The sequence below is a fragment of the Coprococcus sp. LG101-27 genome, assembly GCF_027695515.1.
Classification (GTDB): Bacteria; Bacillota; Clostridia; order Lachnospirales; family Lachnospiraceae; genus Allocoprococcus; species Allocoprococcus comes.
In genome coordinates, this window is the sequence record NZ_JAQEUJ010000003.1 from 180742 (window position 1) to 196394 (window position 15653).

Annotated in this window: 14 protein-coding genes, 1 pseudogene and 1 riboswitch; of the genes and pseudogenes, 14 read left to right on the forward strand and 1 reads right to left on the reverse strand. The window is 42.6% G+C overall.

All coding sequences use genetic code 11. The annotated features are described in order from the left end of the window. Positions 1-290 precede the first annotated feature (290 nt). The 14 genes and pseudogenes from PG766_RS04690 to PG766_RS04755 form a co-directional block, all read left to right on the forward strand. A pseudogene (locus PG766_RS04690) lies at positions 291-770 on the forward strand (glycoside hydrolase family 3 N-terminal domain-containing protein); the annotation flags it as partial. Further along, positions 737-1279 carry a GtrA family protein gene (locus PG766_RS04695; RefSeq protein ID WP_117824199.1) on the forward strand — a complete coding sequence of 181 codons (543 nt, stop codon included), beginning with the start codon at positions 737-739 and terminating at the stop codon, positions 1277-1279. The pseudogene PG766_RS04690 and the gene PG766_RS04695, both read left to right, overlap by 34 nt. A 251-nt stretch (positions 1280-1530) precedes the next feature. Continuing rightward, positions 1531-2160, forward strand: coding sequence for a flavodoxin family protein (locus PG766_RS04700; RefSeq protein WP_117824198.1), 630 nt, complete (start codon positions 1531-1533; stop codon positions 2158-2160). A gap of 127 nt (positions 2161-2287) precedes the next feature. Further along, entirely contained in the window at positions 2288-3262 is a 975-nt protein-coding gene (locus PG766_RS04705) for a calcium/sodium antiporter (RefSeq protein WP_008368789.1), read from the forward strand. Positions 3263-3475: 213 nt separating this feature from the next. Then, positions 3476-4666, forward strand: a complete 1191-nt coding sequence (locus PG766_RS04710; RefSeq protein ID WP_270590525.1) for a MalY/PatB family protein — start codon at positions 3476-3478, stop codon at positions 4664-4666. Between the two features lie 29 nt (positions 4667-4695). Further along, complete coding sequence (locus PG766_RS04715) at positions 4696-6003, forward strand: Na+/H+ antiporter NhaC family protein (protein WP_022220055.1); 1308 nt, start codon at positions 4696-4698, stop codon at positions 6001-6003. A gap of 19 nt (positions 6004-6022) precedes the next feature. Further along, positions 6023-7360 carry an MATE family efflux transporter gene (locus PG766_RS04720; protein WP_195502563.1) on the forward strand — a complete coding sequence of 446 codons (1338 nt, stop codon included), beginning with the start codon at positions 6023-6025 and terminating at the stop codon, positions 7358-7360. A 43-nt stretch (positions 7361-7403) separates the two neighbouring features. After that, a riboswitch (cobalamin riboswitch) is annotated at positions 7404-7596 on the forward strand. Positions 7597-7804: 208 nt separating this feature from the next. Continuing rightward, entirely contained in the window at positions 7805-9004 is a 1200-nt protein-coding gene (locus PG766_RS04725) for a sirohydrochlorin cobaltochelatase (protein ID WP_270590527.1), read from the forward strand. A gap of 23 nt (positions 9005-9027) precedes the next feature. Continuing rightward, positions 9028-9558, forward strand: coding sequence for a hypothetical protein (locus PG766_RS04730; protein ID WP_195250607.1), 531 nt, complete (start codon positions 9028-9030; stop codon positions 9556-9558). Positions 9559-9743: 185 nt separating this feature from the next. After that, on the forward strand, positions 9744-10013 hold the full coding sequence (locus PG766_RS04735; protein ID WP_008368773.1) for a hypothetical protein: 270 nt from the start codon (positions 9744-9746) through the stop codon (positions 10011-10013). An 88-nt stretch (positions 10014-10101) separates the two neighbouring features. Continuing rightward, the gene (locus PG766_RS04740) at positions 10102-11010 is read left to right on the forward strand and encodes a LysR family transcriptional regulator (protein WP_270590528.1); all 909 of its coding nucleotides are present in this window, start codon (positions 10102-10104) and stop codon (positions 11008-11010) included. Positions 11011-11269: 259 nt separating this feature from the next. After that, entirely contained in the window at positions 11270-11794 is a 525-nt protein-coding gene (locus tag PG766_RS04745) for a C-GCAxxG-C-C family protein (RefSeq protein WP_117557864.1), read from the forward strand. Positions 11795-11841: 47 nt separating this feature from the next. Next, positions 11842-12762, forward strand: coding sequence for a TDT family transporter (locus PG766_RS04750; RefSeq protein ID WP_270590529.1), 921 nt, complete (start codon positions 11842-11844; stop codon positions 12760-12762). Positions 12763-13172: 410 nt separating this feature from the next. Beyond that, the gene (locus PG766_RS04755; RefSeq protein WP_270590530.1) at positions 13173-14423 is read left to right on the forward strand and encodes a saccharopine dehydrogenase family protein; all 1251 of its coding nucleotides are present in this window, start codon (positions 13173-13175) and stop codon (positions 14421-14423) included. Between the two features lie 107 nt (positions 14424-14530). Here the strand turns inward: PG766_RS04755 and PG766_RS04760 are convergent, their stop codons facing one another. Beyond that, the gene (locus PG766_RS04760; RefSeq protein ID WP_270590531.1) at positions 14531-15406 is read right to left on the reverse strand and encodes a LysR family transcriptional regulator; all 876 of its coding nucleotides are present in this window, start codon (positions 15404-15406) and stop codon (positions 14531-14533) included. Positions 15407-15653: the final 247 nt, after the last annotated feature.

Here is a 15653-nt window from a genome sequence, read left to right on the forward strand (position 1 = left end):
TTGTAATTCTTCATATGTACTCATTAGCACCACCTCCGACAGGCTCGGAGCGGGTGCAGCACGTCCCCCGGCTTCCCGGTTAAATGTATTATGTTGATAAATATTATCATTTTTCAACTGCGCAGTAAAGCAAAATATAAAAAAGTTATAACTGAAAAATGTAATTAAAAATGCAGTTCGTGAAGAATTTTCAACCATTTATGCAAGCAGGCTTTTACAGCCTGCTTTCTGTGTTATGCTATTTTCAGCAGGAAAAGAAACAGAGATAGAATAAATAAGGTGGTTTCAAAATGAAAATGAAGTATGAGAATATCATAAAACAAATGACATTAGCAGAAAAAGCACGGATGATGTCAGGTAAAAATACATGGGAGACGGTAGATTTTGAAAAATATGGAATTCCATCGATGACAATGTCAGACGGGCCTCACGGGCTGAGAAGGCAGGCAGGAGCAGGGGATCATCTTGGATTAAACGCCAGCCTTCCGGCGACCTGTTTCCCGACGGCAGCAGGCGTTGCAAACAGCTGGGATGAGGCACTTGGAGAAGAAATCGGAGAGGCACTTGCGGAAGAAGCAGTTACCATGGGAGTCAATGTGATCCTTGGACCGGGACTGAATATCAAGAGAAGTCCACTGTGCGGAAGAAACTTTGAATATTTTTCAGAGGATCCGTATCACGCAGGAAAGATGGCAGCAGCCTATGTGCGTGGAATCCAGAGTAAAGGAATCGCCGCATGTCCAAAGCACTTTGCGGCAAACAGCCAGGAGCCTCCAAATGGATCCGGGAGGGCGGTCTGTTCGTGATCGTCAGCAACCTGATCACAGTGCTCAAATATTTACTCTTGTTGTTCCTGCCGTTGGCATTTGCAGGACTTCCAAAAGTAGATTTCGGATTTCCGGGAATTGACATTACTTTATTCGGTGAGACTTTCAAGTGGAACATCATCGGATATGACGCCGCACATGGCGGACTTCCTTATTTTTGTGCGTACATGATCGCGATGGTAGTCGGAGAGTGTATTAACTTTCCGATCCAGAGAAATTTTGTATTCCGCAGTAAAGGAAAAGTATGGTATCAGGCATTCTGGTATCTGATCGCATTCTGTATTGTTACCTGTATCGTAAACTCGATCAACTGTATCTGGGTTGCGGTAGCCGGGATGTTTGTGCCGGGATGGTTATACAATATTGGAACGACAGTGTTGAATGGAGGGGTATCGATGGTGGTATTCTTCTTCGTAAATAAGATTATTTTCCCGGAAGGGGAAGGAAAGTAAGCGTTGTCAGGATTGACGGCGAATAAGAAAATAAAACGGGACAAATCCGTTGCGCAGGGCATTCCGAGAAGCCTCTGAGAGTGAAAATTGTGTCAGCAAAGGCTTCCACAATTTCTGAGTCTTCTCTCCATTGCACAACAATTGGATTTGTCTCGTTTTATTTTCTTATTCGCCTGACAACATTTTCTGCAAAACCCAAAAAAAGTGATAGAATAGAAGTAGTAAATTGTCAGAAAAGGAGAATCATTATCATGAAAGAAAATTTAAAAGTACTTATGATCAACGGAAGCCCGAAAGCAAACGGAAACACAGCCATTGCATTAAAAGAGATGGAGAATATTTTCAAAGAAAACGGAGTAGAAGTTGAGACAGTTGTTATCGGTAACAAAGCAGTCCGTGGCTGTATCGCCTGTGGTTCCTGCTACGAAAAAGGACAATGTGTTTTTGACGATGTAGTGAATGAGTTAGCTCCGAAGTTTGAAGAAGCAGATGGTCTTGTAATCGCAAGTCCGGTGTACTATGCGTCTGCAAATGCAACTCTGATCGCCTGTCTTGACAGACTGTTCTACAGCAGTCATTTTGATAAAACGATGAAAGTGGGAGCAAGCGTTGCCTGTGCAAGACGTGGCGGATGTTCTGCGACATTTGATGAGCTGAACAAATATTTTACCATTTCCGGAATGCCGGTTGCATCCAGCCAGTACTGGAACAGCATCCATGGGGCAGCACCGGGAGAGGCCGAAAAGGATGAGGAAGGAAGGCAGACGATGCGTACACTTGCAAGAAATATGACTTTCCTTATGAAGAGTATTGCACTTGGAAAAGAGCAGTTTGGACTTCCGGAAAAAGAAGCAAAGATTCCGACAAATTTTATTCGGTAGAACAAGTAAAAGGCAGGGATTTGTGAAATATCACGAATCCCTGCCTTTAGAGTTGACAGCCAAATTTTCTTGTTTTATAGTGGAAGTTGCAATTTGGTAGGAAGTATTTAAAAGAGAGGTTTTGGTCATGGCACTTATAAAATCAATCATTATTTTAATTATAGGGTTTGCTCTATTGATGAAAGGAGCAGATTATTTTGTAGAAGGAAGTTCTTCTGTTGCGAAGCAGCTTCATGTTCCATCGATGATCATCGGTATGACCATCGTTGCAATGGGAACCAGCCTTCCGGAATGTGCGGTCAGTGTAACGGCATCCCTGACAGGAAATAACTCACTTGCGGTAAGTAATGTTGTCGGATCGAATATTTTCAACTTGATGGTTGTTTGTGGAGCCTGTGCGTTATTTGCACCTCTTACGATAAAAAAAGATACATTGAAAAAAGAGTTTCCATTATCAATTATCTGTGCGGCCTTGCTGATGGTGCTTGGATATGTCGGGATGCTTTTAGGACATTTAGATGGCGGTGTATTTCTCCTTATTTTTGCAGCTTATCTGATCTGGATGATTGGTTCTGCCAAGAAAGCAAGAGCAGCACACAAGGAAAGTCAGATGATGCGCGAAGAGGGAGAATTAGTAGACGAAGAAATTCAGATCCTGCCACTTTGGAAATGTGCGTTATTTATTGTTGGCGGCATGATCGCAATCAAGTTTGGCGGTGATTTTGTTGTAGACAGTGCTTCTGCACTTGCAAGCGCATTCGGACTTAGTCAGACACTTATCGGACTTACCATCGTTGCGATGGGAACCAGTCTTCCGGAACTTGTAACATCGATTGTTGCGGCAAGAAAGAATGAAGTGGATATGGCACTCGGAAATGTGATCGGTTCTAATATTTTCAATATCCTGTTGGTACTTGGAGTTGCAGCTGCCATCAGTCCAGTGAAATTTCTTACCGATAATATCATTGATACGGTTGTACTGATTGCGATGAGTCTTGTTGTTCTGGTGTTTGCATGGACTTCAAAAATGATCGACCGAAGAGAAGGCGCTACGATGCTTGGAATGTATGCAGTGTATATGGCATATATTTGCATACGATAAAATAAAAGAATCATAAGGAAAAATGGCTGTGGATTGAACCTGCCCCAAAAGTTAGACCTAAATTCTAACGATTGGAAGTCGGTTCAATCCACAGCTATTTTTATTGGGTCAGTGTACATTCTATTTTATACTTCCATAGAAAAAACATTGACATGTCTAACAAAAAGAGGTATAAAAAACGAGAGAATTTTGCGAAAAGGAGGAAGGCATAAGATGGGAAAATACAATTTTGATGAAGTAATCGACAGACATGGAACGGACTGCCTGAAATATGATTTCGGAATGAAACGAAAGGGAAGAGATGACCTGCTTCCGCTCTGGGTGGCAGACATGGATTTCCGTCTTCCGGATGAAATTCTGGATGAATTCCACAAGAGAATTGACCATGGAATCTTTGGTTATACGGATCCGCTGGATGAATATTTTGCAGCAATGAACCATTGGTTCTCCACACGTTATGGATATACGATCGAACCGGAGTGGGTAACACTTGGTGCTGGGATTGTCTATGCACTTGGAACCAGCGTAAGAGCATTTACCGAAGAGGGAGATGCCATGATGGTTATGCAGCCGGTTTACTATCCATTCAGTGAAGTAATAAAAAATGACGGAAGAAGATTGGTAAACTGCCAGCTTCGCTATGAGAATAATCATTATTCAATTGATTTTGAAAAGATGGAAAAAATGATTCAGGAGGAAGGCGTAAAAGCGCTGATCTTCTGTAATCCGCACAACCCGGTCGGCAGGGTCTGGACAAGAGAAGAACTGGAAAGAGTTGCAGAAATCTGTCTGAAATACAATGTAATCTGGATGGTGGATGAAATGCATTGTGATTTCATTTTCCCGGGACATACGTTCACAAGCTGTATGAATCTGGACGAAAAGTACCGTCAGATCCTTGCGCTTTACAGCTCCCCTGGAAAGACATTCAATGTAGCAGGATTTCAGCCGGCAAATATCATCATTCCAAATGAAGAGTTGCGGAAAAAATACCAGTGGGCGAATACACAGGCAGCTTACAGCCAGGGAAGTTTGATGGGACAGCTTGCAGTCAAGGTATGTTACACCAAAGGTGCTGAGTGGGTAGATGAACTGGTGCAGTATATTTATGAAAATGTAAAATATATGAGCAAGTTCGTGAAAGAGAATTTCTCGAAAGCGAAGATGGTAGAGCCGGAAGGAACCTATCTGGTATGGGTTGATTTCTCTGGTTATGGTTTTAGTAATGAAGAACTGGAACATCTGATGCTTGAAGAGGCAAAACTGTGGCTGGATTCGGGAATTATCTTCGGACCGGAGACCGCTCAGTTTGAGAGATTCAATGTTGCCTGTCCGCGTGTGACTTTGGAACAGGCACTGACACAGCTTAAAGATGCACTGGATAAGCATCTGGCAGCAAAATAATATAAAAAGAGGATTGAGAGGGAAAAAAGATGGACAAACAAAAGAAAAATATGGGGGCAGTGGCATTTCTTCCACTGATCGTATTTCTGGTATGTTATGTAGGGTGCGGGATTACATTTACCCTGCTTGGAGCAGACGAACCGTTCGGAAAGTTCCCGCGTCACGTCGCGCTTCTTGCAGGGTGTGCGGTAGCACTTCTCCTTAACCGTGGCATTGGTGTACAGGATAAGCTGAATATTATGACAACGAGCATGGGAAATTCAGGAGTTATGATGATCGTTCTGATCTACCTGATGGCTGGTGGATTCCAGGGAGCAGCAGCGGCAATGGGCGGAAAAGATTCGGTTGTGAATCTCTGTCTGCATTTTATTCCGGTGAAGCTTTTGGTTCCGGGTGTATTTTTGATGTGCTGCTTTATTTCTACATCGATCGGAACATCCATGGGAACGATTGCAGCGATGGCTCCGATTGCGATCAATGTGGCACAGGGAGCGCATTTAAATGTTGCGGTAGTCGGTGCGGCAGTGATCGGAGGATCTTATTTTGGAGATAACCTTTCCATGATTTCAGATACAACCATTTCTGCAGCAGAAGGATGTGGTTCTGAGATGAAAGACAAATTTAAAATGAACTTTTTCATTGCTCTTCCGGCGGCAATTGTGGCAATGATCCTGTACTCGATTTTTGGCGGAGTCGGAAGCGGAGCAATCGAAGCAGGAAGCTATAGTATCATCGAAGTCCTTCCTTATTTTATTGTTCTAATTGCGGCACTTATGGGAGTTAATGTTGCAGTAGTCCTTTTTGTCGGAATACTTGCATCCGGTATCATTGGACTTTGTGTCGGAAGCTGTGGATTTTTTGAATGGATCCAGGCAATTGGAAGTGGTATGAGTGATATGTTCAGCATCAGTATCGTTGCCATTCTTGTATCCGGTATCATCGGTCTTGTACGTGAATATGGCGGTGTTGAATGGCTGGTGGGCGCGATCAGCAGCAAGATCAAGAGCAGACGTGGTGCGGAATATGGAATCGGACTGATGTCAGGTATCCTTTCCGCAGCTATGGTAAATAATACGATCGCAATCATTGTTACCTGTCCGATCGCAAAAGAAATCGGGGAAAAATATAAGATCGCACCGAAGAGACTTGCCAGTCTGGTGGATATCTTTGCCTGCGCATTTATTGCACTGATGCCACATGATGGTGGTATGCTGATGATTACGGCACTTGCTGATGTATCACCGCTTAATGTACTGAAATATTCGTTCTATATGTTTGGACTGATTATTGCGACCTGCGTTACGATACAGTTCGGATTGATGGACAAGAAAAATTAGACAGGATGAAATTTAAAATATGAAAGATCTAACAAAAGGAAAACCATCCACACTGATACTGGCTTTTGCGCTGCCGATCTTTTTCGCAAATCTTCTGCAGCTTACATACAGTCTTGTGGATACCAGAATTGTCGGAACTTTCCTGGGAGAGGACGCGCTGGCGGCTGTCGGCGCGACCACAACCTTAAGTAATCTGATCGTAGGATTTCTGCAGGGACTTTCCGGTGGATTCGCCATTATCATCGCACAGAAATTCGGTGCAAAGGATTATAAAAATGTGAAGAAATCATTCGCAATGTCGCTGACCATGGGTACAGGAATTGCAATATTTTTTACGGTGTTCGGATTGTTATTTTTACAGCCGATCTTAAATATACTGAATGTTCCGTCAGATCTGATGGCAACGGCAAAAAGCTATATTTTCGTGATCATTGCAGGGCTTGTGGCAACATTTCTTTATGATGCATGTGCGGCAGCACTCCGGTCACTCGGAGATACCGTGACGCCTCTTGTGATCCTGGCAATCTCAGTTGCACTGAATATTGTTGGGGATCTGCTTTTTGTCGTAGTGCTGAAAAGCGGAGTGCGGGGAGCTGCGATCGCAACGGTACTGGCACAGGCAATCGCCTTTGTTGTGTGCTGGATTTATATGGTAAAGAGATATGAACTGTTAAGACTTAGTCGGGAAGATTTTAAAGATCCGAATCCGGTTATGGTGAAAAATATGTTGGGTGCGGGAATGTCCATGGGATTCATGAGTTCTCTGATCAATATCGGTTCCCTGACGCTTCAGACAGCGATCAATAAACTTGGAAATGATTATATCGTAGCACAGACAGCGGCCCGGAAGCTGACTGAAATGTTCATGATCATGTTTACAGTATTTGGTAATACGATGGCGACCTACTGTGGACAGAACCTTGGAGCAGGAAAGATCGACCGGATCAAAAAAGGGATCTGGCTTGCGATTTTCTATACTTGTATCTGGTGTACACTTGTGATCGTGGCAAGCTACACGATTGGAGATAAACTGGTCTATCTGGTAACAGGTACATATAATGAAAATGTGATCTTAAATGCAACCAGATATCTGAAATTTGATACATTGTTTTATTATGTAACAGCAGTAATCTGCATTGTGCGAAATGCCATGCAGGGACTGGATGACCATATTACACCGATCGTATCAAGTACACTTGAGATGCTTGGAAAAATAGTGATCGCATTTACACTGGTTCCACATCTTGGATACACGGGGGTTATCATTGCGGAGCCGATTGTGTGGTTTGTTATGGTGATTCCGCTGATCGTGCAGATTTTCCGGATGCCGGTGCTGAAGCAGACAAGCCTTTCTTGACACTATTCATACGCCTGTGCTAGAATAGGCTTGTTTCAGAAAAATAAATACAGATGCGTAAGGTGTCAATCAGACGGAATGTCTGGATTGGTGAAAAGGGAAACAGGTGCAAGTCCTGTATGAACTCGTCACCGTAATTTGCAAGCTTAGGCTGTCATACCACTGGGAGACCGGGAAGGAAAGCCACAAGCGTCTGAGCAATCAGTCGGGAGACCTGCCTTTCGCAGTACAGGAACGGAAAGTTCATGCCACGAGTAACTGGCAGTACGAAAGATAGAAACTTCAGACTGATTTTGCAGAGGGCAAAATGTCAGTTTCTTTTTTGTACGCCCTCGTTAAATTTAGATACGGGGGATTTTTTTGCTTACAAAAAATATGCTGTAAAGTGTAATGAATATCATTCCGATTCCTGAAAGTATGACAAAAAAGTCAGGGAGGATCAAGATGAAGAAACGAGTATTAGTAGCATTATTGGCAACAGCACTTACGGTGTCTATGATGACTGGATGTGGAAGCAAGAAGACAGAGGACACTTCTTCTACAAAGACAGAAGAAACATCCGAAGACAGCGATCAGGAGGCAGCAGACAAAGTGGCAAAGCTGATCGATGACATTTATGTACAGGAAAGAACAGACAAGACAGATGAACAGTGTAAGGCTGCAAAAGAAGCCTGGGATAAGCTTACTGATACACAGAAAGAACTGGTAGAAGGCGAGAACGCTGATCCGGATTATTTTGGAAGGGATACAGGCGATGCAGCGAAAGATGATCCGCTGAACGAAGATAACATCGGAGAAAATGAAATTCTGGTTGTAAGCTTTGGTACATCTTTTAATGACAGCCGTGCAGAGGATATCGGTGGTGTGGAAAAAGCACTTCAGGCAGCATATCCGGACTGGTCTGTAAGAAGAGCATTTACAGCACAGATCATCATCAACCATGTACAGGCCCGTGATGATGAGAAGATCGACAATATGGATCAGGCACTGGAAAGAGCAGTCGACAACGGGGTTAAGAACCTGGTCGTACAGCCGACACATCTGATGCATGGTGCCGAGTATGATGAACTGACAGAAGCAGTTGAGAACTACAAAGATAAATTTGAATCTGTAAAAATTGCAGAACCACTTCTCGGTGAAGTCGGAGCGGATGAAACAGCGATCAATGAGGATAAAGCAGCTGTTGCAGAAGCAATTACAGCAGAAGCTGTAAAGACAGCTGGATTTGACAGCCTGGATGCGGCAAAAGAAGAGGGAACCGCATTTGTATTTATGGGACATGGAACTTCTCATACAGCAAAGATCAGCTATTCTCAGATGCAGGCACAGATGGAACAGCTTGGTTATGAGAATGTATTTATCGGAACCGTAGAAGGCGAACCGGAAGATACCGCTTGTGAAGCAGTAATTGAAAAGCTGAAAGATGCAGGATACAAGAAAGTAATCCTTCGTCCACTGATGGTTGTAGCAGGAGATCATGCAAACAACGATATGGCAGGCGATGATGACGATTCTTGGAAGAGCCAGTTTGAAGCATCCGGAGCATTTGACAGTATTGATACACAGATTGCAGGTCTTGGTGAGATCGATGCGATCCAGCAGCTTTATGTGGCACATACACAGGCTGCAATTGATGCAGAATAAATAAAAAAAGAGGGATTTATAAGATGAAAAAGAAACTGTTAGTATTGGTATTATCCGCTGTAATGGCAGTGGGAATGATGAGTGGATGCGGTGCAAAATCAGACACATCAGATACGAAAGCAAAGACAGCAGAAAACTCTTCTGCTAAAGAAGAGGAAACAGAGGAACAGACAGAGTGTGAGCTTGAAGACGGAACCTACACAGCAGAGTTCAAAACTGACAGCGGAATGTTTCATGTAAATGAAGCGAATGACGGAAAAGGAACACTCACAGTAAAAGATGGGAAAATGACGATCCATGTCAGCCTGGTTTCTAAGAATATCGTCAACCTGTTTGAAGGAACATCCGAAGATGCACAGAAAGATGGTGCAGAACTTCTGGAACCTACAACAGATACGGTAACCTATAGCGACGGTGCAACAGAAGAAGTTTATGGATTTGATATTCCGGTTCCTGAACTGGATAAAGAATTTGATGTGGCTCTGCTCGGAAAAAAAGGAGTCTGGTATGATCACAAGGTAAGTGTGACCAATCCGGTGAAAGTCGAAGAATAATTGAAGATAAGTGAAAGGACTGTTTCCCTGAGAAATGGGAAATGGTCCTTTTTTTGCTTGGGCATGAACTGGATAACACTATACTTTTATATGTCAGATAGTGTATACTAGGCAGTGGAAGATCATACAAAAGAGAGAATGTTTTGTATATAAAAACTAAAATGTGGAGAGGAAGTTAAAATACGATGTACTACGTACCAGATGGCACAAAAGAGTGCGGATTTTATGAATGTAAAAAATGTGGGAACCGTTTCTTATCCTTACAGACAATGAACCGGATCCCATGTCCGGAATGTGAGGCAGAGATCGACTATGAGATCGGACCAGACGAATCCATGGAAGATGCTCTGGACACGGCAGAATTACTGGAAAAGATCATTGGTGAAGAAGAAGTAGAGAAAATGGATGGACTTCTGAGTCTTGCAATTACCGGTGGAGACTGCAACTGGATTTAATTTTCGGTTAAAAGTGTTGAATGGGTGGTTAGAAAAAACAAACGAAGTGTGTTATAATAGAAATATGAGTAAAAGAGGGAGAAAATAGATGGATATTCATGATTTGAAAATATTTCTGACGATCGCACAGGAAGGCAGTGTTTCCAAAGCATCCAAAATCCTTTATATGACACCGCAGGGAACAAGTAAGGTACTGAAGAACCTTGAGACAGAGATGGGATGTCAGTTGTTTATCCGGGATAAGTCCGGGATGCAACTTACGGAAAGCGGAGAGAGATTCCGCGAGTATGCGCTGAAGGATGTAGACGATTATTATCAGGTAAAGAAAGATATTCTGCATATTGAGCAGAGACAGAAGAAGGTTGTAGATCTTTTGTCAGCATATGGAATCTTGCGTCTGCTTACGCCGGACTGTCTTGTGGCATTCAAGGAAAAGTATCCGGATATTGAGTTCCATTACCGAGAATATCCGGATCTTCCAGTCGAACAGCTTTTTGCCGGTAATGAAGGAAATGTGGCATTTTCCATCGGAGATTTTGATGAGCATTTATATCAGGTTGTGCCGCTGGAAACATTTCCAATTAGGCTTCTGGTAAATGAAAAGCATCCGCTTGCACAGAAAGAAAGTGTTACGATTGAAGATCTGCAGGGAGAGCCGATGTTTATTGAGAGCAGTCAGTTTCATATCTATCATCTGATCGTAGAAAAATGTGAGAAAGCCGGTTTTGAGCCGGATATTATTTTTCAGACCAGCGGTTTTAGTCTGTGCCACAAGATGGTAAAGGAAAATAAAGGGATTTCTGTGGCAGTAGATTTTATTTATAATGACATGCGGGAAGACGGAATGAAGCTGATCCCGTTTTCTGATGGAAGATATGAATGGAAAGCCTGCATGATCACAAGACGGGATGAAGAAGAGAATGAAGGCGTGCAGTGTTTCCGGAAACACGTGCAGGAATGGCTGCAAAAGATTCGCTCAGGAGAGATTACACGATAAGAAAAAAGTTGATAAGTAGTAACGAAAAGTTGCGGGTAAGTCACAAACTATACAGAATGCATGAAAAAGCGGAGTATAGCTTGTGACTTTTTTATCGACAATTGTATAAAAATAGAGAATAACTATAATAATGGAATATTTATAGAAATAATGAATTTGAATAAAGTGCACAAAAGAATATAATGGTAATACATGGATGTTGGCGGAATATACAAATAATCGCGCCGGCACAAATACAATTTTACAGGAGGTTTTGAAAATGAATATCGGAGTAACAGAAATCAGTCCAAGAGAAGTGCAGAGAAAGGCAGAAAAGTGTTTTAAAGACGGATACTATTGCTGTGAAGCTTTGGTAAGTACGATTCGTGATGAATTTAAACTGGATGTACCGAAAGAAGTTGTAGCTATGGCATCCGGAATGGCTGTGGGAGCAGGAAAATCCGGATGTGTATGTGGTGCATTTAACGGAGGAATCCTTGCACTTGGACTTTTTTTCGGACGTACAGAGCAGGACGGACCTACAAATCCAAAGAGCGTGAAGTGCATGGAACTGACACACGAACTTCATGACTGGTTTAAACGGGCAAATGGTAAAAATGCAATCTGCTGCAGAGTTCTTACAAAGGAATTCAATATGGGACAGGGTGAACACAAAGAACAGTGTATCTATTTTACAGGACTTTGTGCATGGAAGGTAGCGCAGATCGTCTGTCGTGAGCTTGGTATCAAGAATCTGGATGAAATTGATGAACCGTGCGAAAGAAGAAAAATTGCAGATATCTAAATAAAGTGGTAACGACAGCCGCTTGATGAGAGAAAGGGAAAGAAACAATGAAAGACGTAATTAAGAAAGTACCGATTCCGCTTTGCGGAGTCATGCTTGGCGCGGCAGCACTTGGAAATTTACTTCAGAGCTATTCAGAAGGAATCCGTTATGTATGCGGTATATTCGCAGCATTTCTTCTGATACTGGTGCTTTTGAAGCTGATCATGTTCCCGGGAGCAGTGAAAGAAGATATGGGAAATCCGATCATGGCAAGCGTATCAGGAACATTTCCGATGGCACTTATGATTCTCAGCACTTATGTAAAACCGTTTATCGGAAAGGCAGCTTATTACATATGGCTTCTGGCAATCATTCTTCACATCATTCTGATCATATACTTTACGGTGAAGTTTGTTCTGAAACTTCAGATGCCGAAAGTATTTGCAAGCTATTATATTGTATATGTAGGAATTGCTGTAGCGGCTGTTACAGCACCGGCTTATGAGCAACTTGGAATCGGAACTGCAGCATTCTGGTTTGGATTTGTAACACTGATCGTACTTCTTGTACTTGTAACCTATCGTTATGTAAAGTTCAAAGAAGTACCGGATCCGGCGAAACCGCTGATTTGTATTTATGCGGCGCCGACCAGTCTGTGTATCGCAGGATATGTGCAGTCGGTAACACCAAAATCTTATGGTTTCCTGATGGCAATGTTCGTAGTTGCAACGGTTATTTATATTTTTTCCCTGGTAAAAGCAGCAGGCTATCTGAAGATGCCATTCTTCCCAAGCTATGCAGCTTTCACATTCCCGTTTGTTATCAGTGCGATCGCAACGAAACAGACGATGGTCTGTGCAGCAAATATGGGACATCCGATGCCATTCCTCAAATATATTGTTTTGATTGAGACAATCATTGCAGTGGTACTGGTGGTATATACTTATATCCGCTTTATGGGGGCTATTTTCGGAGGAAAGAAATAAAAGATTTGACCGGACAGATAAAAAAGGGTAAACTTAAATTTATCAAGAATATGTCGGATGAGGGACGTCCTAGACACCGCAAGGGGCCGAAGAAGCAAAGCGTAAGGTAACATCTTCCTTTCGTGGAAACTGACAGGCAAAAAGGAAGGCGACCTGACGAATCTTTGGAGAGTGTGCAAAGAGAGCACCACCTACGAGGCTAGAACCAACTGGTAAAAGGACAGAGAAAACAGATGAACGATTTATTTCGTGCGTCTGTTTTTCTGTCCTTTTTATATGGGCACTTATATGAGATGGGATTGTTAGCAGGGGTACGTGGTGGCATACAAAAGTAATATCCGAGGAAGAAGGGAAAGGGCATTTTTTGAATAAAATTTGACAGAAGAAAAGGAAAAGCAGGAGGAAAAAAGATGAGAATGATGCTTGTGGGAGCCGGTGCTGTCGGTGAAAGTATTTTAAAAGTAATGCAGTGGAGAGACCGGAAGGGGGAATGGCTGAAATATGTTCTGGTCTGTGACTATGATCTAAAAAGAGCAGAAGAAGTTGTTACTATGATGAAGGGGGATACCCGTTTTGAAGCTTCTAAGATCGATGCGACAAATACAGAGGAAATGGCAGAAATGATCCGGGAACATAAGATTGATTTTGTGATGGATGCGGCACCGCCTTTTGCAAGTAATATGATTTTTGACGCTGCGTTTAAAACAGGTGCAGACTACGGAAGTATGGGAACCTGGTCTGTACCTATGGAAGATCCGGCGTATGGTCTGGGAATCGAGAACAGCTATACAGAACCAATGACAAAATACAATTTTGACCGTCATGAAGCCTGGAAGAAACAGGGGAATATGGCTGTGATCTGTATGGGGATTGATCCGGGAGTTGTAAATGTATTTGCAAAATACGCAGCGACAGAGCTTCTGGATGAGATCACAGAAGTTCATGTAAAAGATGGCGGAAATCTGTCTGTTCCTGGTGCAGATCCGGATGATATCATGTTTGGATTCAACGTGTGGACAGTGCTGGATGAGGTGATGAATCCGAATGTGGAGTATGATAAAGATAAGGGTGGATTTATCGTAGAAAAAGCATTTGCAGGACAGGAAGTTTACGAGATGCCGGAAGGAGTAGGAAAGAATACCCTGGTAAAGGTAGAGCATGAGGAAGTCGTGACGATGGCACGCTACTTAAGCCAGTATGGATTGAAAAAGGCAACCTTCAAGATCAGTCTTGATGAGAATCTGATCACGGCACTTAAGGTGCTGGATAAGCTGGGACTTCGCAGTATCAAGCCGGTGCAGGTAGGGGATGTGAAGGTAGTTCCACGAGATGTGGTTGCAGCGTGTGCACCACAGCCAAAAGATATCGGAGATGAGATGACCGGAAAAATGCTGGTCGGAGTACAGTGTATCGGAAAGAAAGACGGAAAGGAAAAAGAATACTTCCTGTATCAGCCATTTGATAATCAGGAGTCTATCGAAAGATGGGGAACCCAGGCTGTTACCGCCCAGACAGGATTTGGAGCAGCACTTGCACTGGAGCTGATCGGAAGAGGAATCTGGAAAGAAGCTGGGGTCTATGCACCGGAATATTTTGATCCGAAACCATACCTTGAATTAATGAAAGAAAGTGGTTATAAATACGGAATTATAGAGAAATAATCTGGATGCGCTCAGAGATGGTCTGAGAAAATAAACAAAATAAAGTTACGCGCAAAACGGTACAAAGTCATAGAAGAACTTTGTGCCGTTTTGTGTGTGACAGGAAATCAGATCAGCTTACACTCTTTGGCCCATTTGGTGACAAAGCTAAGAAACTTATCAAGTGCAGGAGAAAGCTCAGGCGTATCCAAATAGGCTACGGCCAGGTTTCTCCGAAAATGTTCGGTAAAGGAACGGACACAGACGTTGAATGGAATATTATGAAGCAGAAGTTTTGGAAGTACGGTGATCCCAAAACCCTGTTCCACCATTTTGATCGCAGTATAGTCCTCATTGATCCGGAATCTTACGTTAGGCGTGATATGATTTAAGCGAAATAATTTTCCGGTTTCATAATCAAAATCATCGGCGGACAGAACAAAATCCTGTCCGTCAATATCGGCAAAAGATACCGTCAGCTGATCGGCAAGAGGATGATCCAGAGAAGTAACCAGAACCAGTTCGTCGGTGCCGACAGGCAGATTAGGGAAATCCTTTGCGACATATTGCGAAACAAAAATACAGTCCAGTTCTTTTTTGCGAAGCTTTTCCGTCAGGTTCTGAAATCCGTCAACATAGAGCCGAAAGGTGATATTCGGGTATTCGGCAGAAAAATTTTTCAGTACTCCGGGGAGCCAGTTATAGGCAATGCTCTGCACCGTTCCGATGCGGATAAAGCCACTGTCCAGATTGTTGATATTTGATACAATTTGATTGATCCGTGTATTGGCGGAGCGGATATGCATAAGTTCTTCAAAGATGGGTTCTGTTCCGGGAAGTGCTTCCATTCCGTTTTTTGAACGCTTGAACAGCTTAAGACCAATCTCTTTTTCATAATTGCGAATGGTCTGGCTGACAGCTGATTGTGTGTAGTTGTGTTTTTGAGCAGCTTTAGAGATGCTCTGATTCTCATAGACATCAAGAATCACATCGTATTTAGACATGATGAAACCTCCCGTGGTGTTGATAAACAATGCTCTTTTACTATCTTACTTAATATAAGGAAGATAATCAATATCCGTGGGATTTTATTTGGCGGATACGCCACACCGACGAAATGTGTAGCATTTTGAAGGTTGGCTCTGAACAGTTACATAAATTTTTTTAAAATCAAACATAAGAAAAAGTGAAAATATAAGCGCAAATCAAAGAGTTAACAATGTATTAAGAAAAAGTGAAGTCTGATATCAG